This is a genomic window from Pseudomonas sp., assembly GCF_040514055.1.
In the GTDB taxonomy this organism is placed as follows: domain Bacteria; phylum Pseudomonadota; class Gammaproteobacteria; order Pseudomonadales; family Pseudomonadaceae; genus Aquipseudomonas.
This window is the reverse complement of record NZ_JBEVDL010000003.1, coordinates 1-20,918: the sequence shown is the minus strand read 5'-3', so window position 1 is coordinate 20,918 and position 20,918 is coordinate 1. Positions and strand designations below refer to the sequence as shown.

At 64.2% G+C, this 20,918-nt stretch carries 20 protein-coding genes; 14 read left to right on the top strand and 6 right to left on the bottom strand.

The genetic code is table 11. The annotated features are described in order from the left end of the window. Positions 1-117: 117 nt before the first annotated feature. From ispF to rpoS, 6 genes are all read left to right on the top strand, one after another. Entirely contained in the window at positions 118-591 is a 474-nt protein-coding gene (gene ispF, locus ABWY06_RS01030; RefSeq protein ID WP_353923695.1) for a 2-C-methyl-D-erythritol 2,4-cyclodiphosphate synthase, read from the top strand. Further along, positions 588-1,655, top strand: a complete 1,068-nt coding sequence (gene truD / locus ABWY06_RS01025) for a tRNA pseudouridine(13) synthase TruD (RefSeq protein WP_353923694.1) — start codon at positions 588-590, stop codon at positions 1,653-1,655. Before ispF ends, truD begins: the two co-directional genes overlap by 4 nt. Beyond that, positions 1,643-2,392: a 5'/3'-nucleotidase SurE gene (gene surE, locus ABWY06_RS01020; RefSeq protein WP_353923693.1), complete on the top strand. Its 750-nt coding sequence runs from the start codon at positions 1,643-1,645 to the stop codon at positions 2,390-2,392. The genes truD and surE overlap by 13 nt, the downstream gene beginning before the upstream one ends. A gap of 41 nt (positions 2,393-2,433) precedes the next feature. Beyond that, on the top strand, positions 2,434-3,069 hold the full coding sequence (locus ABWY06_RS01015; protein WP_353923718.1) for a protein-L-isoaspartate(D-aspartate) O-methyltransferase: 636 nt from the start codon (positions 2,434-2,436) through the stop codon (positions 3,067-3,069). A gap of 166 nt (positions 3,070-3,235) precedes the next feature. Beyond that, a complete protein-coding gene (locus ABWY06_RS01010) occupies positions 3,236-4,066 on the top strand; it encodes a peptidoglycan DD-metalloendopeptidase family protein (RefSeq protein WP_353923692.1) in 831 nt (276 codons plus the stop codon). 107 nt (positions 4,067-4,173) lie between these two features. Beyond that, a complete protein-coding gene (gene rpoS, locus ABWY06_RS01005; RefSeq protein ID WP_353923691.1) occupies positions 4,174-5,178 on the top strand; it encodes an RNA polymerase sigma factor RpoS in 1,005 nt (334 codons plus the stop codon). Between the two features lie 426 nt (positions 5,179-5,604). Here rpoS and fdxA read toward each other — a convergent pair whose 3' ends face one another. Together fdxA and mutS are read right to left on the bottom strand one after the other, a co-directional pair. Continuing rightward, positions 5,605-5,928, bottom strand: a complete 324-nt coding sequence (fdxA, locus tag ABWY06_RS01000; protein WP_353923690.1) for a ferredoxin FdxA — start codon at positions 5,926-5,928, stop codon at positions 5,605-5,607. Positions 5,929-6,068: 140 nt separating this feature from the next. Then, positions 6,069-8,636 carry a DNA mismatch repair protein MutS gene (mutS, locus tag ABWY06_RS00995; protein WP_353923689.1) on the bottom strand — a complete coding sequence of 856 codons (2,568 nt, stop codon included), beginning with the start codon at positions 8,634-8,636 and terminating at the stop codon, positions 6,069-6,071. 173 nt (positions 8,637-8,809) lie between these two features. Here mutS and ABWY06_RS00990 point away from each other — a divergent pair, with 173 nt between their 5' ends. From ABWY06_RS00990 to recX, 3 genes are all read left to right on the top strand, one after another. Beyond that, positions 8,810-9,310: a CinA family protein gene (locus ABWY06_RS00990; protein WP_353923688.1), complete on the top strand. Its 501-nt coding sequence runs from the start codon at positions 8,810-8,812 to the stop codon at positions 9,308-9,310. Between the two features lie 86 nt (positions 9,311-9,396). Next, entirely contained in the window at positions 9,397-10,449 is a 1,053-nt protein-coding gene (recA, locus tag ABWY06_RS00985; protein ID WP_353923687.1) for a recombinase RecA, read from the top strand. A gap of 8 nt (positions 10,450-10,457) precedes the next feature. Beyond that, complete coding sequence (gene recX / locus ABWY06_RS00980; protein ID WP_353923686.1) at positions 10,458-10,925, top strand: recombination regulator RecX; 468 nt, start codon at positions 10,458-10,460, stop codon at positions 10,923-10,925. Between the two features lie 637 nt (positions 10,926-11,562). On the opposite strand, the gene ABWY06_RS00975 is transcribed toward recX, so the two are convergent. Beyond that, on the bottom strand, positions 11,563-12,642 hold the full coding sequence (locus ABWY06_RS00975) for an LOG family protein (RefSeq protein WP_353923685.1): 1,080 nt from the start codon (positions 12,640-12,642) through the stop codon (positions 11,563-11,565). A gap of 315 nt (positions 12,643-12,957) precedes the next feature. Here ABWY06_RS00975 and ABWY06_RS00970 point away from each other — a divergent pair, with 315 nt between their 5' ends. Then, a complete protein-coding gene (locus tag ABWY06_RS00970; protein WP_353923684.1) occupies positions 12,958-15,357 on the top strand; it encodes a phosphoketolase family protein in 2,400 nt (799 codons plus the stop codon). A 50-nt stretch (positions 15,358-15,407) separates the two neighbouring features. Here ABWY06_RS00970 and ABWY06_RS00965 read toward each other — a convergent pair whose 3' ends face one another. Continuing rightward, complete coding sequence (locus ABWY06_RS00965) at positions 15,408-15,809, bottom strand: quorum-sensing-regulated virulence factor family protein (protein ID WP_353923683.1); 402 nt, start codon at positions 15,807-15,809, stop codon at positions 15,408-15,410. A gap of 210 nt (positions 15,810-16,019) precedes the next feature. Between ABWY06_RS00965 and ABWY06_RS00960 the strand changes: the two genes are divergently transcribed. Further along, entirely contained in the window at positions 16,020-16,730 is a 711-nt protein-coding gene (locus ABWY06_RS00960) for a tRNA-uridine aminocarboxypropyltransferase (protein WP_353923682.1), read from the top strand. On the opposite strand, the gene ABWY06_RS00955 is transcribed toward ABWY06_RS00960, so the two are convergent. Continuing rightward, positions 16,714-17,637: a DMT family transporter gene (locus ABWY06_RS00955; RefSeq protein ID WP_353923681.1), complete on the bottom strand. Its 924-nt coding sequence runs from the start codon at positions 17,635-17,637 to the stop codon at positions 16,714-16,716. The two genes, ABWY06_RS00960 and ABWY06_RS00955, sit on opposite strands and share 17 nt — an antisense overlap. A gap of 118 nt (positions 17,638-17,755) precedes the next feature. Between ABWY06_RS00955 and erdR the strand changes: the two genes are divergently transcribed. Both erdR and ABWY06_RS00945 read left to right on the top strand, forming a co-directional pair. After that, on the top strand, positions 17,756-18,406 hold the full coding sequence (gene erdR / locus ABWY06_RS00950; protein WP_353923680.1) for a response regulator transcription factor ErdR: 651 nt from the start codon (positions 17,756-17,758) through the stop codon (positions 18,404-18,406). 82 nt (positions 18,407-18,488) lie between these two features. After that, positions 18,489-18,854, top strand: coding sequence for a diacylglycerol kinase (locus ABWY06_RS00945; protein ID WP_353923679.1), 366 nt, complete (start codon positions 18,489-18,491; stop codon positions 18,852-18,854). Positions 18,855-18,878: 24 nt separating this feature from the next. Here the strand turns inward: ABWY06_RS00945 and ABWY06_RS00940 are convergent, their stop codons facing one another. Next, positions 18,879-19,805, bottom strand: coding sequence for a LysR family transcriptional regulator (locus ABWY06_RS00940; protein ID WP_353923678.1), 927 nt, complete (start codon positions 19,803-19,805; stop codon positions 18,879-18,881). Positions 19,806-19,925: 120 nt separating this feature from the next. On the opposite strand from ABWY06_RS00940, the gene fpr reads away from it, so the two are divergent. Then, complete coding sequence (gene fpr, locus ABWY06_RS00935) at positions 19,926-20,705, top strand: ferredoxin-NADP reductase (RefSeq protein ID WP_353923677.1); 780 nt, start codon at positions 19,926-19,928, stop codon at positions 20,703-20,705. Positions 20,706-20,918 lie beyond the last annotated feature (213 nt).

Genomic DNA, 20,918 nt, shown 5'->3' with positions numbered 1-20,918 from the left:
TCGGATCGCGCCCTCCGGCCAGGCTGCCGTGGGGTCACCCGTGGTTCATGCCTTGCCGCTTTCAGTTAGAATCACGCCCTGACTTTTCTGGGCCTGATTTCAAGGAAGTAACTCGCAATGCGTATTGGCCATGGTTACGACGTTCACCGCTTTGCGGCGGGCGATTTCATCACCCTGGGTGGGGTGCGGATTACTCATCGTTTTGGTTTGTTGGCCCACTCCGATGGCGACGTGCTGCTGCACGCCCTGAGTGACGCCTTGCTCGGCGCCGCGGCGCTGGGCGATATCGGTCGGCATTTCCCGGACACCGATGCGCAGTTCAAGGGTGCCGACAGCCGTCTGCTGTTGCGCCAGGTGCTGGCCCTGGTGCAGGCCAAGGGCTGGAAGGTCGGCAACGTTGACGCCACCATAGTCGCTCAGGCGCCGAAAATGGCCCCGCATATCGAGACCATGCGCAGCCTGATCGCCGCCGACCTGCAGGTCGACCTCGACCAGGTCAACGTCAAGGCCACCACCGAGGAGAAACTCGGCTTTACCGGTCGCGAAGAAGGTATCGCGGTGCATGCGGTGGCCTTGTTGGTGGCCCAATGACTGTACTGACGGAGCAGCAGTTGTTGGGGCCGCGGGCCTATGGCGCGCCGGTGGGGCGCGCGGTGCTCAAGGCCACGGCCGAGGATTTCCAGGTCGACGAGGTGCTCGATATCCCGTTGTCCGGCAGCGGTGAACACCTCTGGTTGTGGGTCGAGAAACGCGGCCTGAACACCGAGGAGGCGGCGCGCAAGCTGGCGCGCGCGGCCGGTGTGCAACTGCGCACGGTCAGCTACGCGGGCCTCAAGGACCGCCAGGCGCTGACCCGCCAGTGGTTCAGCATCCAACTGCCGGGCAAGGCCGACCCGGACCTGTCCGCCGCCCAGGACGACAGCCTGCGCATCCTGTCCAGCACCCGGCACAGTCGCAAGTTGCAGCGCGGTGCCCATGCGGCCAACGGCTTTACCTTGCGCCTGACCCAGCTGGCCGGTGAGCGCGGTGAGCTGGACAGTCGCTTGCAGCAGATCGCGGCCCAGGGCGTACCGAACTATTTCGGCCTGCAGCGTTTCGGGCATGACGGCGGCAACCTGGGCCAGGCCCGTCACTATGCCGTGGGCAAGGTCCTGCCAGAACAACGCAATATCCGTTCGCGGGTGTTATCAGCGGCGCGCAGTTACCTGTTCAATCAGGTACTGGCGGCGCGGGTGGCCGACGGCAGTTGGCAACGGGCGCAGGTGGGGGACCTGCTGGCGTTTACCGACAGTCGTAGTTTCTTCCCGGCTGGCGAGGCCGAGTGTGGCGATCCGCGGCTGGCGCTGCTGGACCTGCATCCGACCGGCCCGTTGTGGGGCGAGGGTGCCTCGCCGGCCGGTGGTGCCAGCGCGGCACTGGAACAGCGCACGGCCGAGCGGGAGCCGCTGTTGTGCGACTGGTTGGTCAGCGCGGGCTTGGCGCACGAACGGCGTATCCTGCGCCTCCCCATTGGCGGGTTGACGTGGCATTATCCCGAGCCTGACATTCTACAACTGGAATTCGTCCTGCCGGCTGGATGTTTCGCCACCGTACTGGTGCGCGAACTGGTCGATCTGTTGCCGGCGGGGCAGACGGATAACCCATGCGCATTCTGATTTCTAATGACGATGGAGTGATGGCACCCGGGCTCGCGGCACTGCACGGTGCCCTGGTGGACTACGCCGACTGCGTGGTCATCGCACCCGATCAGGATCGCAGTGGCGCCAGCAGTGCGCTGACCCTGGACCGTCCGCTGTACCCGCATACTTTGCCCAACGGCTTTATCGGCATCGATGGCACACCCACTGATTGTGTCCACCTCGGGCTCAATGGCTTGTTGCCAGAGGTGCCGCATATGGTGGTGTCGGGTATCAACCTGGGGGCCAACCTGGGGGATGACGTGCTCTATTCCGGTACCGTTGCCGCGGCGCTGGAGGGGCGCTTCCTCGACCTGCCAGCCTTCGCCTTTTCCCTGGTGTCGCGTCAGCCCGAGCACCTGGTGACCGCGGCGCATGTCGCCCGGCAACTGGTGACGGCTCACGAGCGGCTCAACCTGCCGCCACGCACGGTGCTCAACATCAACATCCCCAACTTGCCGCTCAGCCATCTGCGTGGCGTCCAGCTGACCCGCCTGGGCCATCGCGCCCGCGCGGCGGCACCGGTCAAGGTAGTCAATCCCCGTGGCCGCGAAGGCTACTGGATCGCCGTGGCGGGCGACGCCGAGGATGCCGGGCCCGGTACGGATTTTCACGCGGTGCTGCAGGGCTATGTGTCGGTCACGCCCTTGCAACTGGACCGCACCTTCCATGAGGCCTTCAAGGGACTCGACCGTTGGGTGGAGGGCCTGCTCTGATGAGTCGCGAGCAAGATGAACTGCAGCGCCGTGGCATCGGCATGACCTCGCAGCGAACCCGCGAGCGCTTGATCCAGCGCCTGTATGAAGAGGGACTGTCCAACGCCCGGGTGCTGGAGGTTATCCGTCGGACACCCCGGCACCTGTTCGTCGATGAGGCGCTGGCTCACCGTGCTTATGAAGACACGGCGCTGCCGATCGGCCATAACCAGACCATCTCCCAGCCTTACATGGTGGCGCGTATGAGCGAGCTGCTGCTGGCGGCCGGTCCGCTGGACAAGGTGCTGGAGATCGGCACCGGGTCGGGTTACCAGACCGCGGTGTTGGCGCAGTTGGTCGAGCGGGTGTTTTCGGTCGAGCGCATTCAAGCCCTGCAGGAGCGTGCGAAGGAGCGTCTGCTGGAGCTCAACCTGCGTAACGTGGTGTTCCGCTGGGGCGATGGCTGGGACGGCTGGTCGGCATTGGCGCCCTATAACGGCATCATCGTCACGGCGGCCGCGGCCGAGGTCCCTCAGGCATTGCTCGATCAGCTGGCGCCGGGCGGGCGCCTGGTCATTCCCGTTGGGGCGGGAGATGTCCAACAGTTGATGTTGATCGTTCGTGAGGAGGACGGGTTCTCTCGGCACGTCCTGGATGCTGTTCGTTTTGTGCCGTTGCTCAATGGTCCGGTGATTTGATGACGCAACCGAGCGATGCGGGATGCGGCGGTTCTATGCTTCCACTTTCAGCGGCTTGCCGGTGCCGTGCTTTCGTTGGGCGCGACGCCACGCGAGCTGCCGGCAAAGAGGGCGCGAGGCTTTGTTTTTTGGCACCAGAAGGGAGAGGCGGGTGAGGCTTAGAGGCATGCAGCGGTGGATTGGGATGGTATCAGGCGGCCTGCTGCTTGGTACGTTGTTGACCGGTTGCGCCTCGCGTTCCAGCGAGGTGCAGGTGGTCGACCGCAATACCCGTGGGACAGCCGCGCAGCCCCAGCGGCCGACCAAGATCGGCGGCCAGTACCGCGTGCAACGCGGTGATACCTTGTATTCCATCGCCTTTCGTTTTGGCTGGGATTGGAAAGCCCTGGCCGCGCGCAATGCCATCGCACCGCCTTACGTGATTCGTCCCGGCCAGGTGGTACGTTTCGATTCCGAGTCCAAACCGGGTGTGGTGGTTGCGACCAAACCGCCGGTGGTGGTCACTCCGGCACCGGGCAAGCCGGGTGCGCCTTCTTCTCAAACCGGTGCCGTTCATCCAGTTCCGCTGCCAACGCCGGAAAAACCCTCGTCCGCCACCACCCCGATACAGCCGGTAAAACCTTCCGCAGCGGGCTGGGCATGGCCTGCGACGGGGGTTTTGATCGGACGATTCTCCTCAAACGGTAGTTTGAATAAAGGAATTGATCTAGCTGGGGAATTAGGACAGCCTGTTTCTGCTGCGTCTAATGGATCAGTGGTGTACGCCGGAAGTGGTTTACGGGGCTACGGCGAGTTGGTGATCATTAAACACAGCGATACCTACGTGAGTGCCTACGGTCATAACCGCAGGCTTTTGGTACGGGAGGGGCAGCAGGTCAAAGTCGGTCAGACTATTGCTGAGATGGGTTCCACGGGAACCGATCGGGTGAAGCTCCATTTCGAGATTCGCCGCCAGGGTAAACCTGTCGATCCTCTGCAATACCTGCCCACTCGTTGATCCGCCGTCAGCCTGTGCCAATGCGTGGTAAGAACGGGCTCGGGTATTGCCAGGGACATTAGGCGTCGCCAGGGCTTGTTGTCGACTCAGCATAGGACAATAAGAATATGGCACTCGACAAAGAAGCGCCGGAGTTTGAGTTAGACGATGAAGTGCTCTTGATGGAGCCCGCCATTGTCTTGGATGACAGGGTCAGTGAGGAGTCCGACAGCCCTCCCACTCGCGCTAAAGCCAAGAGCTCCTCTTCGCCCAAGCAGCATAAGTATATCGATTACACACGGGCGCTGGATGCGACCCAGTTGTACCTTAACGAAATCGGTTTTTCCCCGTTGTTGACCCCGGAAGAGGAAGTGCACTTCGCGCGACTGGCGCAGAAGGGCGATCCGGCTGGGCGAAAACGGATGATCGAAAGTAATTTACGCCTGGTGGTGAAGATTGCCCGGCGTTACGTCAACCGTGGCTTGTCCCTGCTGGACCTGATCGAAGAAGGCAATCTCGGTCTGATTCGCGCCGTGGAGAAGTTCGACCCGGAGCGCGGTTTTCGTTTTTCGACCTATGCGACCTGGTGGATACGCCAGACCATCGAACGGGCGATCATGAATCAGACGCGGACCATCCGCTTGCCGATTCATGTGGTCAAGGAGCTGAACGTTTATTTGCGTGCCGCCCGTGAGCTGACCCAGAAACTCGACCACGAGCCCTCTGCCGAGGAGATCGCCAACCTGTTGGAGAAACCGGTGGGCGAGGTCAAGCGTATGCTGGGCCTCAACGAGCGGGTTTCTTCCGTGGATGTCTCCTTGGGTCCGGATTCGGACAAGACCCTGCTCGACACTCTTACGGATGACCGCCCCACCGACCCCTGCGAGCTGCTGCAGGACGATGACCTGTCGCAGAGTATCGACCAATGGCTGTCGGAGCTGACCGACAAGCAGCGCGAGGTGGTGATTCGCCGCTTTGGCCTGCGCGGCCATGAGAGCTGTACGCTGGAGGAGGTCGGCCAGGAAATTGGCCTGACCCGCGAACGGGTGCGGCAAATCCAGGTCGAGGCCCTCAAGCGGCTACGCGAGATCCTGGAAAAAAACGGCTTGTCCAGCGATGCGTTGTTTCAGTAGGGCGTGATGCGTGAGCAAAACCCGGCCATGGCCGGGTTTTTTGTGGGCGCGCGTGTAGGAAGAGGCGTACAGGCACTGTAGGTCCTGGCCAGGCCAGGGCGGGAGCCTGCGCCGTTTTGTTCTGTTGTTATTGGGTAAGTGATTGATAAATAATCTTAAAAGCTTGTTGTCCGGTTTTCCTTGAGGCGGTTTCGAGCGGTCTGGGCGGGTTGCCGGTGCCTCCCGGGTGCGTAGAATCGACCTCGTGCCAAGGAACAGGCACAGGCTGCCAAGGATGGCAGTCAGGACATCGCAGGACGCGATTCATCAGGATGATGAGCCTCGACAGAGGGAGTAAGGACAAAAAGTGGGCGGTTTATCCGCCCCTTTTTTATGTGCAGAGAACGCAAAAGGCCCGCATTCGCGGGCCTTTTGCGTTGGGGCGGGTTAGCGCTCCAGGTGTTGCAGCTTGTCTTTGACCCCGTCCCACTCTTCCGCGTCGGCCAGCGCTTCCTTGCGTTCGGTGATGTTGGGCCAGACTTCGGCCAACTCGGCGTTCAATTCGATAAAGGCCTGCATGCCGTCCGGCACCTCGTCTTCGGAGAAGATCGCCTGGGCCGGGCATTCCGGCTCGCAGAGCGCACAGTCGATGCACTCATCCGGGTGAATCACCAGGAAATTCGGGCCTTCGTAGAAGCAGTCCACCGGACAGACTTCCACGCAGTCGGTGTATTTGCACTTGATGCAATTGTCGGTGACGACGAAGGTCATTTCTAGTTCTCCTCAGGCGGCGGCTGGGAACGCTTTATCAACAGCGTTCCTCGGCTCGGGGTCTATGGCGGCGGCACCAGGCTAATAGGCCAGCGCATCCCAAAGCGCGCGCGATTCTAACAGCTTGTGCGTTCCGGGCGTTAGATTCGCGCTTTCCATGTATATAACAGCTCCAGCGCCCGGCGGGGGGTCAGATCATCCGGCGTGATGCGGGACAATTCGTCCAGCACCGGATGCGGCAGGCTGGCGAACAGGTCGCTTTGCAGCGGCACTGTCGGGTCCGCGGCGGCGCTGCGCGGCAGGTCATGGGGCAAGGCGGTGGATTCCAGGCGTGCCAAATGCTCGCGGGCGCGCAGGATCACCGCGCTGGGCACGCCGGCCAATTGCGCCACCGCCAGGCCGTAACTCTGGCTGGCCGGCCCCGGTAGCACATGGTGCAGAAAGACGATCCGCTCATTGTGTTCGGTGGCGTTCAGGTGCACGTTGGCCACCAGCGGCTCGCTGTCGGGCAATACCGTCAATTCGAAGTAGTGGGTGGCGAACAGGGTGTAGGCGCGCAATTTGGCCAGCTGCTCGGCGGCGGCCCAGGCCAGCGACAGGCCGTCGAAGGTGCTGGTGCCGCGGCCGACTTCATCCATCAGCACCAGGCTGCGATCGCTGGCATTGTGCAGGATATTGGCGGTTTCGCTCATTTCCACCATAAAGGTCGAACGGCCGCCAGCCAGGTCGTCGCTGGAGCCGATTCGGGTAAAGATACGGTCGACCAGGGACAGCTCGCAGCACGCCGCCGGCACGAAACTGCCGATATGAGCCAACAACACGATCAGCGCCGTTTGCCGCATATAGGTCGATTTACCCCCCATGTTCGGTCCGGTAATGATCAGCATGCGGGTGCTGTCATCCAGCGCCAGGTCGTTGGCGACGAAGGGCGTGGTCAGCACCTGCTCGACCACCGGGTGACGACCCTGGTCGATGCGCATGCAGGGTTCATCGACGAAGCGCGGGCAGTTCAAATCCAGGTTCAGGGCGCGTTCGGCCAGGTTGCCCAGTACGTCCAGTTCGGCCAGGGCGGCGGCACTGTCCTGCAGCGGGCCCAACTCACCGATCAGCGACTCGAGCAGGGCGTCGTAGAGCATTTTTTCCCGGGCCAGGGCGCGGCTCTTGGCCGACAGCGCCTTGTCCTCGAACGCCTTGAGTTCCGGCGTGATAAAGCGCTCGGCGCCCTTGAGGGTTTGCCGGCGGATATAGTCGGCCGGTGCCGACTCGGCCTGCTTGCTCGGCAGCTCGATAAAGTAGCCATGCACGCGGTTGTAGCCGACCTTGAGGTTGGCCAGGCCGGTACGGGCTTTTTCCCGGGCTTCCAGGTCGATCAGAAACTGCCCGGCGTTTTCGCTCATGGCCAGCAATTCGTCCAGTTCCGCGTCGTAGCCGGTTTTCAGCACGCCGCCGTCACGGATCACCGCGGGGGGGTTGTCGACGATGGCGCGGGCGAGCAGTTCGGCCAAGGCCGGGTAGGTGCCGATGCTCGTTGCCAGCGCCTGCAGGTGCGGCGCTGGCAGGTCGACCATGGCCACTTGCAGGGCGGGCAGTGCGGCCAGGGCATCGCGCAGGCGCGCCAGGTCGCGCGGACGGGCGTTACGCAAGCCGATGCGCGCCAGGATGCGCTCCAGGTCACCGATTTCCTTGAGCTGGGGCTGCAAGGGTTCAAAGCGATACTGTTCCAGCAGACAACTGATGGACTGTTGGCGCTGTTCCAGCACCTGCCGGTCACGCAGCGGGCGGTTCAGCCAGCGGGTCAACAGGCGGCTGGCCATGGCGGTCTGGCAGCGGTCGATGACCGATTGCAGGGTGTTGTCGCGGCCGCCCGCCAGGTTGGTGTCCAGTTCGAGGTTGCGGCGGCTGGCCGCGTCGAGGATCACCGTGTCGTCCAGCCGCTCATGGCGCAGGCTGCGCAGGTGCGGCAGGGCGGTGCGCTGGGTTTCCTTGGCGTAGGCCAGCAGGCAGCCCGCGGCGCCGATGGCCAGGGTCAGGGTTTCGCAGCCAAAACCCTTGAGGTCCTGGGTCGCAAATTGCTGGCACAGGCTCTTGAAGGCCGAGTCGCGCTCGAAGTCCCAGGGCGCGCGGCGGTGGGCGCCGCGGCGTTTTTCGGTGGGCAGACCTTGCGGCCAGTCGTCCGGGAACAGCAGCTCCACCGGGTTCAGCCGCTCCAGTTCGGCCAGCAGGTTCTCCCAGCCCTTGATCTCCAGCACGCTGAAACGGCCGCTGGTGATGTCCAGCACCGCCAGCCCGAACAGGCGTTCGTCGCCCAGCACGGCGGCCAGCAGGTTGTCACGGCGCTCATCGAGCAGCGCCTCGTCGCTGATGGTCCCGGGGGTGATGATGCGCACCACCTGGCGTTCGACCGGACCTTTGCTGGTGGCCGGGTCGCCGATCTGCTCGCAGATCACCACCGATTCGCCGAGCTTGACCAGCTTGGCCAGGTAGCCTTCGGCGGCGTGATAGGGGATGCCGCACATCGGAATGGCGGTGCCTGCCGACTGACCGCGGGCGGTCAGGGTGATATCCAGCAGCTTGGCGGCTTTTTTCGCGTCTTCGTAGAAGATCTCGTAGAAATCGCCCATGCGGTAAAACATCAGCTGGTCCGGGTGCTGGTTTTTCAGCTTCCAGTACTGCTGCATCATCGGGGTGTGGCTAGAAAGGTCGTTCATTCAATGGCTTAGCGCAGGGCGTCTTTTTGACATTGGCGGATTGTCCAATATTACCCGGATTCCTCGGGCGGCGTTGGCGTGCCTGTCGAGCGCCCGGGTCGCTGCCCTGTCTCACCGTGCAAAAGCGTCCAGGTTGTGTAGGCTGTGCCCTCAGATAAATGACGGAGGCTCCCATGGATACCATCACTCTGGCGGCCGCCGAGCTGGGTGAACGCTTGCGCGCCTTGGCTGCCCAAGTCAGCACAGCCGAGTCCTGCACCGGCGGCGGCATCGCCGAGGCGATCACGCGTATTGCGGGCAGTTCGGCGTGGTTCGAAGCCGGTTACATTACCTATTCCAATGCCCAGAAGACCGCCCAACTGGGCGTCTCGCCACTGTTGTTCCAGCAGGTCGGCGCGGTCAGTCGCGAAGTGGTCGAAGCCATGGTGCAAGGGGCCCAGGCCCGCAGCGGTGCCCGTTTTGCGGTGGCGGTCAGCGGCGTGGCGGGACCCGGGGGCGGTTCGGCGGAAAAGCCGGTGGGCACGGTCTGGCTGGCCTGGGGCGACGGTGCGTCGGTGGTTGCCCGACGTTGCCAATTTCCCGGTGATCGCGGGCAGGTGCGTCTGCAAACCGTGGAGACGGCCCTGGCGGGATTGCTTCGTCTGGTGGTCGGAGAAAATCCCGGACAGGGGTAGGCGCGCGGTCTTGGCTGTGGAATAATACTGTCTACTTATACAGGTGTTTTCGGCCGCAAGGCCCAATTGATTACGTGAGGACTTCAATGGACGACAACAAGAAGCGCGCCTTGGCTGCGGCCCTGGGTCAGATCGAACGTCAATTCGGCAAAGGCGCCGTGATGCGCATGGGCGACCAGGAGCGCCAGGCCATCCCGGCGATTTCCACCGGCTCCCTGGGCCTGGACATCGCCCTGGGCATTGGTGGTCTGCCCAAGGGGCGGATCGTCGAGATCTACGGTCCGGAATCCTCGGGCAAGACCACCCTGACCCTGTCGGTGATCGCCGAAGCGCAGAAGCTGGGCGCCACCTGCGCGTTCGTCGACGCCGAGCACGCGTTGGATCCCGAATATGCCGGCAAGCTGGGGGTGAATGTCGACGACCTGCTGGTTTCGCAACCCGACACCGGTGAACAGGCGCTGGAAATCACCGACATGCTGGTGCGTTCCAATGCGGTGGACGTGATCGTGATCGACTCCGTGGCGGCCCTGGTGCCCAAGGCCGAGATCGAAGGCGAGATGGGCGACATGCATGTGGGCTTGCAGGCCCGCCTGATGTCCCAGGCGCTGCGCAAGATCACCGGCAACATCAAGAACGCCAACTGCCTGGTGATTTTCATCAACCAGATCCGCATGAAAATCGGCGTGATGTTCGGCAGTCCGGAAACCACCACCGGCGGTAACGCGCTGAAGTTCTACGCCTCGGTGCGTCTGGATATTCGTCGTACCGGTGCGGTGAAGGAAGGCGACGAGGTGGTCGGCAGCGAAACACGGGTCAAGGTGGTGAAGAACAAGGTGGCGCCGCCTTTCCGCCAGGCTGAATTCCAGATCCTCTACGGTAAGGGCATCTACCGCAACGGCGAGATCATCGACCTGGGCGTGACCCATGGCTTGCTGGAGAAATCCGGTGCCTGGTACAGCTACCAGGGCAACAAGATCGGTCAGGGCAAGGCCAACTCGGCCAAGTACCTGGAAGACAACCCGGAAGTGGGTTCGACCCTGTTGCGCCTGATCCGCGACAAGCTGCTGGTGGCATCGGCGAATGGCCCGACCCCCGCGGCTGCCGCGGCAGTCGATGACCTGGCCGACGCCGACGTTTAACCCGCCCCATGCCCGTCGTGCTCGACACCCCCGCCGCGGTGCGGCGGGCCGCCATGGATTTGCTGGCCCGGCGCGAGCACGGCCGCGTCGAACTGAGCCGCAAGCTGCGGCAACGCGGCGCTCCCGAGGAGCTGATCGAACCCGCCCTCGATCGCCTGATCGAGGACGGCTTGCTCTGCGAAGCCCGTTATCTCGAGAGTTTTGTCAGTTACCGCGCCCGCTCGGGTTCGGGCCCCCAACGCATACGTGAAGAGTTGCTGCAGCGCGGCTTGCCGCGTGGCGCCATCGACCAGGCGCTGCGTGACAGTGGCATCGACTGGCGAACGCAACTGGAAGACACCTGGCGCCGCAAGTTCGCCGGGCAGTTGCCCTTGGACGCCCGTGAGCGCGGCCAGCAAACGCGCTTTCTGAGTTACCGCGGTTATCCGATGGACTTGATCAGCCGTTTGTTGCGCGGCCAGTTCGAGGACGACTGACTCCGGAACCGCCGTTGACCGCTGCACGACTATCCCGCGGAAAGGGTAGGGCGGCCTCGGCGCGCCGTTCAGGGCCAGCCCGCCGCATATCGGCCTAGACGCGTCATCCACCGCCAGCCCACCGCATGTGGCGGCCGGCGCCCTCGCTTTAACAAGTTTCGTTACGCCTGCAGCAGAGGCGCTGTCCGGCCTGGATACCCGCCTGCGCGGGTATGACGGCGCGGGGCAGGAGGGCGGTGGTCTGGTGGACTCCGCTGTTGGCCGCTCCACGACTATTCCGCGGGAAGGCGTTGGGCGGCCTTGGCGCGCCGTTCAACGACAGCCCGCCGTTCAGGGCCAGCCCACCGCGTGTCGGCTTCGGCGCGTCGTTCGACACCAACCTGCCGCGCGTGGCGCCGGTTTGCTCACCCGCTTTAACAAGCTTCGTTATGCCAGCAGCAGAGGTGCTGCCCGGCCTGGATACCCGCCTGCGCGGGTATGACGGTGTAGGAGAGGGGGTTCGGTGGTCTGGTGAGCTCCGCCCTGCCACCGCGCCATAAAGATTCTCGGGTAGGGGTAGGGTGGCCTCGGCGCGCCGTCTGCCAAGGGGGTGCGTGCGAAACCTACGCCTTGAAATCCGGTCGCAGCGTGGCCCTGCCTAGGTGGGCTGCGCCCAGTGTTCGGGCTGGTTGATAAAATCGATCAGCTCGCGCAAGCGTCCATGCTGTCGGCCGATAAAGGCGAACAGCAAACGAGGCAGGTGGAGCAGTTCCGGTTCGTCGCCGTCAGCTTCGCCATTGGGCAGTTGTTCGAAGCCGTCGTGGCGACACAGTCCGGCGAACCCTTCGTGCAACTGTGCCAGGGCGGTGGGGGTCAAGGCGTGGTTCATGCGGATCACGAAGCGTTCCTTGAGCCCGCGGCTGGAGTGGAAGTTGCTGTAGAAACGAGCAATTTCGTCGGCGGCGTCCTGGGCGCTGTGCACCAGGCGCATCAAGCGCATGTCGTTGGGCAGGATATAGCCGTTGCCTTCCAGTTGGGTCTGAATAAAGGCCAGTGCATCGCTCCAGAAACTGCCACCCGGTTGGTCCAGCAAAACCACCGGGACCAAGGGGCTTTTGCCGGTCTGGATCAGGGTCAGCACTTCCAGGGCTTCGTCCAGGGTACCGAAGCCGCCGGGGCACAACACCAGCGCATCCGCTTCCTTGACGAAGAACAGCTTGCGCAGAAAGAAGAAGTGGAAGGACAGCAGGTTGCCGCTGCCGCCAATGGTGGCGTTGGCGCCTTGCTCGAATGGCAGGCTGATATTGAAGCCCAGGCTGTTTTCCAGGCCGGCGCCCTCATGGGCCGCGGCCATGATGCCGCCCCCGCCGCCGGTGACCACCATCAGGTCATAGCGGGCCAGGGTCGCGCCCAGTTCGCGGGCCAGGAGATAGACCGGGTGATCGGCGGGTGTACGCGCCGAGCCGAATACCGTGACCTTGCGTCGGCGCTTGAAGCGCTCCAGGGCGCTGAAGGCGTGCTCCATCTCCCGCAAGGTTTGCAGCATGATCTTGGCGTCCCAGCGGTTGCGGTCGGCCTGGGCCATGCGGATCACGGTGATCAGCATGTCGCGGTACAGCGCCAGGTTCTGGCTGGTGCCGGGTGCGCTGAGGGCTACCAGTTCATCGACCTTGCTCGCCAGGTCGATACCACTGGTCTGGAAGTGGCGGGTCAGGTAGTCATCGGGTTCATAGCGCATTCGACTGCTCCTTGGACAATGACCGGACCCTTCGCAGTGCCTGAAGGCGGCCGGGTGCATATTTAGTTAGGACGCTGCAACTGCCGGGCACGCCACGTCTGAATGCGCGGCGGTGACGGCGCAAGGCCGAGTTCAGGCTAGCGGCCGTCCAGACGCTGGGTCCGTATGACCCGACGCCATTGTGCAGATGCCCGCCCGCGCAACGCCGTTCCTGGCCCCCGTTCCGTCGGCGGCGATTGATGCAGGTCAGCATCGATGCCCGGGGGCTTGTCTAAGCTGGTGCTTTCTCGCCCGTCATCCCGGAGCCGACCGATCATGCCGCAGACCTTGCCGAGCCTCGACGAACTCCAGGCCCATGCCGACATCGAGCCGACGTTCGCCGCCTGGCGCGCCGGTTATGGACCCTTGCAGCACCGCCCCGAGACCCAGGCCGCCGTGTTCAGGCTGGCCCACCTGCTGGTTCAGGGCGGTCAGCAGGCGAGCCTGGCCAGCGTCTACCGGATCTTCCAGGCCCTGGATCGGCTGACGGCCAGCGGCCTGTGGCTGGTGGTGCATATGACCTACGCCCGGCGTGTGCGCCTGGACGGCGCACCACTGGCCGCCGACGACTTCAAAACCAACCCCGAGGGCCATACCGGCGGTTCGCTGAACATGGTGCCGGCCTATGCCGGCTACCTGGCGCTGAACCGGCTGACGGGTCAGCCCCGCGCCTGGTTGATGGGGCAGGGCCACTGTGTGGCGGCGATCGAGGCGCTGAACCTGCTGACCGACAACCTGCATCCGGAGCAGGCCGCGGCCTACGGGGCTGGCGAAGAGGGTTTCAACCGCTTGCTGAATGATTTCTACGGCTATGCAGTTGGCCCCGACGGCGTGCCGGCCGCGCCCTTGGGCAGTCATGTCAACGCCCATACCGCTGGCGGCATCGCCGAAGGCGGTTACCTGGGGTTCGCCGAACTGCAATACGCCCACCTGCCGTTGCCGGGAGAAACCCTGGTGGCGTTTCTTTCCGACGGTGCCGCCGAGGAACAACGGGGCAGTGATTGGATGCCGCGCTGGTGGCGCGCCGAGGATTGCGGGGTGGCCTTGCCGGTGATGATCGCCAACGGTCGGCGCATCGAGCAGCGCACCGAGCTGGGAACGCTCGAGGGCCTGGACGGGTTTCGCCAGCACCTACGTTTGTGCGGCTTCGATCCGATCAGCTTCGACGGCCGCGACGCGGCGGCCTTCGTCTGTACGCTGTGGGAAATGGAGCAGCGCCTGGCGCGGCGCGTGCACGAAAAAGATCAGGGACTGCTGCGCTATCCGTTGCCGATGCCCTATGGCATCGCCGAGACGATCAAGGGTTTTGGTTTTTACGGCGCCGGCAGCAACGCCGCGCATAACCTGCCGCTGCCTGGCAATCCATCCCGGGACGCCGAGGCGCGGGCGCTGTTTAACCAGCATGTGGCGCCGCTCTGGGTGCCGCCTGCCGAGCTGGAGGCGGCCCGCGCGTTGTTCACCGAGGCTGGCCAACCCAAGGCCCGCGACAACCCCCTGGCCCTGCGCCAGCCCGTGGCGCCATGCATGCCGACGCTGGTCTATCGCGACGAGCCGCTGTCGCCGATGACAGCGCTGGACCGCTTTTTCGTCGATCTGGTCGCCGCCAACCCGGGTCTGCGACCACGGGTCGGCAACCCGGACGAATTGGCCAGTAACCGCCTGACCGAGGTCCTGCGCGTGCTGAAACACCGGGTGAGCCAAGCCGAGAGCCCCCAGGAGGCCCTGGACGGCGCCATTATCACCGCCCTTAACGAAGAAGCGGTGGTTTGTGCCTGCCTGGGCAACCAGGGCGGCCTGAACCTGGTGGCCAGCTACGAGGCCTTCTGCGTGAAAATGCTCGGTGCGGTGCGCCAAAGCCTGTTGTTCGCCCGCCAGCAGAAGGAGGTGGGGCGCCCGGCGGGCTGGCTCGGCTGGCCGCTGGTGGCCACGTCGCACACCTGGGAAAACGGCAAGAATCAGCAGTCGCACCAAGACACCACCTTCTGTGAGGCCCTGCTCGGTGAAATGCACGACATGGTCCGGGTGCTGTTTCCCGCCGACCATAACAGTGCCCTGGCCGTGTTGCCGGGCATCTACCAGGCCCGCGGCCAGCTCGCCTGCCTGGTGATACCCAAGCGTGAGCGGCCGGCAGTATTCGATCAGGCCCAGGCCGAGCAACTGGCCCGTGACGGCGCGCTGCTGCTGGAGACACTGGCCGGTGAGCAGCCGCTGCAGCTGATCGCCACGGGCAGCTACCAGCTGGCCGAGATGCGCCGCGCGGGCCAGCGCTTGCACGCCGCAGGCACGCCCTTTGAGCTGATCTACCTGCAGGAGCCGGGGCGTTTTGGCGAGGCGCGGGACCACTGGGAGCAGGCCGCGCTGGCTGACCCGTCCTTGCGTGAATCGCTGTTTCCGCCAAGGCTGACGCGACGCGTGCTGCTCACCCATATGCGCCCGGAAGTCGCGCGCGGGCACCTCTGGCCGATCCTCGGCGAACCTGGGCATACCCGGGTACTGGGCTACCGCAACCGCGGTGGGACCCTGGACGAGGCCGGCATGCTGTTCGCCAATGGTGCGTCCTGGGCCCATGTGCTGGCCGCCTGCGCGCAGCTGTTGCAACAGCCGCTAAGCACCTGGCTGAACAAGGACGAATGCGCCGCGGTGGCGGGGCAGGGGGATCCACGGGTAGTCAGCTGACTGGGCTGGGGCTGCGATTACCGGTCAGGGCCTCGCACCGGCGCGCAACCTCAGGGCGTCAGCCCACAGTCACTGGCCTTGAACCGCTCGGTCACCACGGGGAGGTTGCTTTTGTATTCGCTGAATTCGTAGCGCAAGCCGGCGCCGCGGCTCAGCAGCTGGCGGTAGCCATTGTTGCGGCAGACGCTGCCGGTCAGTTGCTCGCGCACCGCGTCGGGGTTGCCGCGCATCTCGCCGGCGTGGCCGGACTGCACGCTCAGGTGATTGACCAGGTCCTGTCCATCCACCGTATAGCCCTGGTCGAGGATGTCCGCGTTGATCGCCCGGGGGGTGCCGACGCTGCTTTCCCGGGCCACCCGCTCGAGCATCTTGCCCAACTCGTACTCGTTGAGGGAGGCCGCATGGGCGGTGGGTAGCGCCAGGGACAAGGCGAGGACGGTCAGACGTAACATAGGTTTCTCCAGTGGGCGAGCCGACCCCTTCGACCGGCCGTAGCGGCGAGAGGTTCATCAGCTGCCCATATTAACCGCGAAGCATGGGCCGGCGGGCAATTGCCGTACCGCGCGGTCCAGAAGCTTTCGCTGCTGGTAAACTGCCGGCCCTTTTGCGTGTCCACGGGAATAGCCGATGTCCAGTTCCATCCGTATGGCGTGTGCCCGCCCATGAGCCACGCGGTGTTTCGCCTGCGGGCCGAGCGGCTGGCCCGTTGCGTCAAGCCCTTTGTCGCCCGTGGCTCGCGCGCGCCGCGCTGCCCGGGCTGCCGGGTGCCTTTCAGTCATTGTTTCTGCGACTGGCGCCCGCGGGTGCCGACCGAATCGGGCGTGTGCCTGCTGATGCACGACATCGAAGCCTTGAAGCCGAGCAATACTGGCTGGCTGATCGCCGATCTGGTCGAGCAGACTTACGCCTTTGGCTGGTCGCGCACCAGTGCCGACCCGGCATTGCTGGCCGTGCTCGCCGATCCGCAATGGCAGCCCTATGTGGTGTTCCCCGGCGAGTTCGTTGCCCCCGAGCGGGTGGTCCAAACGGTGTCGCCGGTGGTGGGTAAACGGCCCCTGTTTATCCTGCTGGATGCCACCTGGACTGAGGCGCGCAAGATGTTCCGCAAGAGCCCCTACCTGGCCCACCTGCCGGTGCTCAGCCTGGAGCCGGAGCAGCTGTCGCGCTATCGCCTGCGCCGTTCCAAACGCGATGACCACCTGTGCACGGCGGAGGTGGCGGCCTTATGCCTGGAGCTGGCCGGCGACCTGGCGGCAGCCACCGCGCTGGATGCTTTTCTCGACGTCTTTACCGCCCATTACCTGGGTGCCAAGTTCCAGCTCGAACCCGACCTGCAGGATGCCGCGCACCTGCAACTCAAGGCGTTTTTGTAGACGGCGCGGTCCCGCCATTCGCCGCCACCGCCTCGGGGTGCGGCCAGAGCTGGGCCACCAGCATGCCGACGAACATCAGCGCGCAGCCCAGGTAGCCGCGCAGGTGGAGGCTTTCGTCGAGCAGCCAGGCCCCGGCGATGGCGGCGAACACCGCCTCCAGGGAGAGGATGATCGCCGCGTGGGAGGCAATGGCGTGTTTCTGCGCCACCACCTGCAGGGTGTACCCGATGGCCACCGCCACCACGCCGCCGTACAGCAGCGAAGGGCCGGCGCGGCCAATCGCCGCCAGTTCGATGGGTTCCAGGGCCAGGGCCAGCGCCAGGCTGATCAGGGCGCAGACCACGAACTGCAAAAAGGCCAGGCGGATCGGGTCATGGCGACTGGCGAGAAAGCCCACCAGCAGCACGTGCACGCCCCAGACCAAGGCGCCGGCCAGTTGCAGCCAATCGCCGGAGGCCACCTGAAAGCCGTCGCCGACGCTGAGCAGAAACATGCCCACCACCGCCAGGCTGGCGCCGAGCCAGGTGCCCAGGCCGGTGCGATGACCCAGCAGCAGGCCCAGCAGCGGCACTATGATCACGTACAGCCCGGTGATAAAACCCGAGTTGGTCACGCTGGTGAATTGCAGGCCGACTTGCTGCAGGTTGATGCCAATGGCCAGGGCCAGTCCCATCAGTGCGCCGCCCACCAGCAGTCCACGGCTCAGCAGCGGCTCGCCGCCACGCGCCTGTCGGGACTGCCAGAACAGCAAAGGCAGCAACATCAGGGCGCCGAGGGCAAACCGCAGGCCGCTGAACAGGAAAGGCCCGATCGCCTGCATGCCGACGCTTTGCGCGACGAAGGCGGCGCCCCAGATCGCGGCGGTGATCAACATCAACAGGTCGGCGCGCAGGGCGTGGCTTCGCATAATGGCACTCGGCTAAAAGCCTGAACTCTGCCGTAAAGCGCAGCGCTTGACCACCCCGCCGGCGCTCGGCATGCTGGGCGCCGCCCACGGCCCCATAACAATAAACAGGATCCGCCCCATGGCTGCCTACGACATCCTGATCGCCGATGACCACCCCTTGTTTCGCAGTGCCCTGCAGCATGCCCTGAGCCTGGCGTTGGGGCCCGAGGTGCGCCTGGTGGAAGCGGCCAGCATCGCGGAGATCGAGGCGCGCCTCGCCGAAAGCGCCCAGTGGGACCTGGTCCTGCTGGACTTGAACATGCCCGGCGCCTATGGGTTTTCCGGCTTGGTATTGCTGCGCGGGCAGTATCCGCAGATTCCGGTGGTGATGGTGTCGGCCCAGGAGGATGCCGCCGTCATGGCCCGTGCCCGGGAGTTTGGTGCCAGCGGCTTTATTCCCAAATCCAGCTCCCTGGACAGCATCCAGCACGCCGTGCGCGCCGTGCTGGACGGCGACGCCTGGTGGCCGGCGCAGACCGATGCGGCCGCCGCGCTATCGGCCGAGGCCAAGGCCGCCAGCGCCGGCTTGGCCAGCCTGACGCCGCAGCAGTTCCGGGTACTGACCATGGTCTGCGACGGTCTGCTGAACAAGCAGATCGCCTTCGAACTCAGTGTCTCCGAGGCCACGGTCAAGGCCCATGTCACGGCGATCTTTCGCAAGCTCGGGGTCCGCACCCGGACCCAGGCCGCGCTGCTGCTGCAGCACCTGGAGTCGATTCCCGGCGGTTAGTCTTCCCTTACACTTTTTTCACGCCATGCTGACCTCGGCTGGAGTACCCTGCCGCCGTCTTCGCCTCGAGTCTGCCGTTACCATGTCGCCATTCAAGGGCCAAACCGGCCTCAAACGTATTCTCAATGCCGCCGGTTATTCGCTGGACGGGTTGCGCGCCGCCTTTACCGGCGAAGCCGCGTTTCGCCAGCTGGTGCTGCTCAATGCAGTATTGATTCCGCTGGCCTTTGTGGTCCGGGTCACCCCCGGCGAACGGGCCCTGTTGATTGGCGTCTGTCTGCTGGCCTTGATCGTCGAGCTGCTCAATTCGGCCGTGGAAGCGGCGATCGACCGGATCTCCCTGGAACTGCACCCGTTGTCGAAGAACGCCAAGGACATGGGCAGCGCCGCCCAGGCCATTGCCCTGACGCTGATCGCCGTGGTCTGGGGGCTGACCCTGCTGGGTTGATCAAGCGCGGTGGTCGGGGAACGCTCAGGCGATCGGCAGCAGCACGATTTCATCGCTGCGCCGCACCCCGGCCGTCAGCTCCCGGCATTGCTCGAGAAACTCGCGCATGGCCGAGGTCTGGTATTTCTGCCGATGCCAGATGAAATAGAACTGGCGCACCAGGTCCAGCTCCGGGGTCTCCAATGGGATCAGGCTGCCGCGACGAAAGGCGTCGCGCAGGGCCAGGCGCGAGATACAGCCGATGCCCAGGCTGGACTCCACGGCGCGTTTGATCGCCTCGGTATGCTCCAGCTCCAGGCGCACGTTGAGCGCCTTGTTGCGATGACGCATGGCCTGGTCGAAGGTCAGGCGAGTCCCGGAGCCCTGCTCGCGGAGAATCCAGGCCTCGTCGGCCAGCTGCTCCAGGCTGGCGTGGCCACGCCCGGCCAGCGGATGCTGGGGCGCGCAGAACACCACCAGCTCGTCCTCGACCCAGGGATGCACCTCGAGGTCGGGGTGGTTGCAGTCGCCTTCTATTAGACCCAGATCAATTTCATGGTGGGCGACCTGTTGCACGATATGCGCAGTGTTCTGTACATGCAGTTTGACCTGGCACTCGGGGTGGCGCTGCATAAAACTGCCGATCAGCAGGGTCGCCAGGTAGTTGCCGATGGTCAGGGTTGCGCCCACCGCCAGCGAGCCGAAGCCGGTCTTGCCGTTGAGCAGGTCTTCGATCTCCTTGGCCTGGTCGAGCAGCGCCACCGCCTGGGGCAGCAACTGCCGACCGAGGGCGTTGAGGCTCAGGCGCTTGCCGGCACGGTCGAACAGCTGGCAGCTCGATTGCCGCTCCAGTTCGGTGATCGAGGTGCTGGCGGCGGACTGGGACAGGGCCAACAGATTGGCAGCACGCGATACGCTTTGCTGCTGGGCTACGGCGACAAACACCTGGAGTTGACGGAGAGTGAATCGCATATCTATATAACCGATAACCTATATCTTGATAAACCATTTAACAGATATTGTCGCTGCCACTAGAATAATCTGCAATCGCGCCCCCGGTCGGCGCTGGCGAAATCCTTAGGAGCCCCGTACATGAGCAACCTGAACGTCGAGCGCGTACTCAGTGTGCACCACTGGAACGATACCCTGTTCAGTTTCAAGTGCACCCGTAACCCCGGTTTGCGCTTCGAGAACGGGCAGTTCGTGATGATCGGCCTGCAGCAGGAAACCGGCCGGCCGCTGATGCGCGCCTATTCGATCGCCAGCCCGAACTATGAAGAGCACCTGGAGTTCTTCAGCATCAAGGTCCAGGACGGCCCGCTGACGTCGCAGTTGCAGCACCTCAAGCCCGGCGACGAGATCATGGTCAGCCGCAAGCCCACCGGCACCCTGGTGCTGGACGACCTGCTGCCGGGCAAGCACCTGTACCTGCTCAGCACCGGCACCGGCCTGGCGCCCTTTATGAGCGTGATCCAGGACCCGGAAACCTATGAGCGTTATGAGAAGGTGATCCTGGTCCACGGCGTGCGCTACGTGAATGAAGTCGCCTACCGCGATTTCATCACCGAGCACCTGCCGCAGAATGAGTTCTTCGGTGAGGCGCTCAAGGAAAAACTCATCTACTACCCCACGGTCACCCGTGAGGAGTTCGAGAACCAGGGCCGCCTGACCGACCTGATGCGCAGTGGCAAGCTGTTCCGCGACATCGGCCTGCCGCCGATCAACCCGCAGGACGACCGCGCCATGCTGTGCGGCAGCCCGAGCATGCTCGACGAAACCAGCGAAGTGTTGAACAGCTTCGGTCTGACCGTTTCGCCACGCATGCGTGAGCCGGGTGACTACTTGATCGAGCGCGCATTCGTCGAGAAGTGAATCTGATTCTGCGGGCCCTGGTGCCCGCGGAAGATTGTTCTGACTGAAGATGTTCAGCGTTAAATGTGGCCCCTTCCCGAGTCCGCTCGGTCCCACAGGGTTCTCAGGTGGCTGAACATTCTGGCTTCACTCGAAGCCTGTTGTGGGGGCGAGTTTGCTCGCGAAGACGTCAGTGCGGACACTGAAGGTTGGTGTCTGACAAAAAAACCGCCT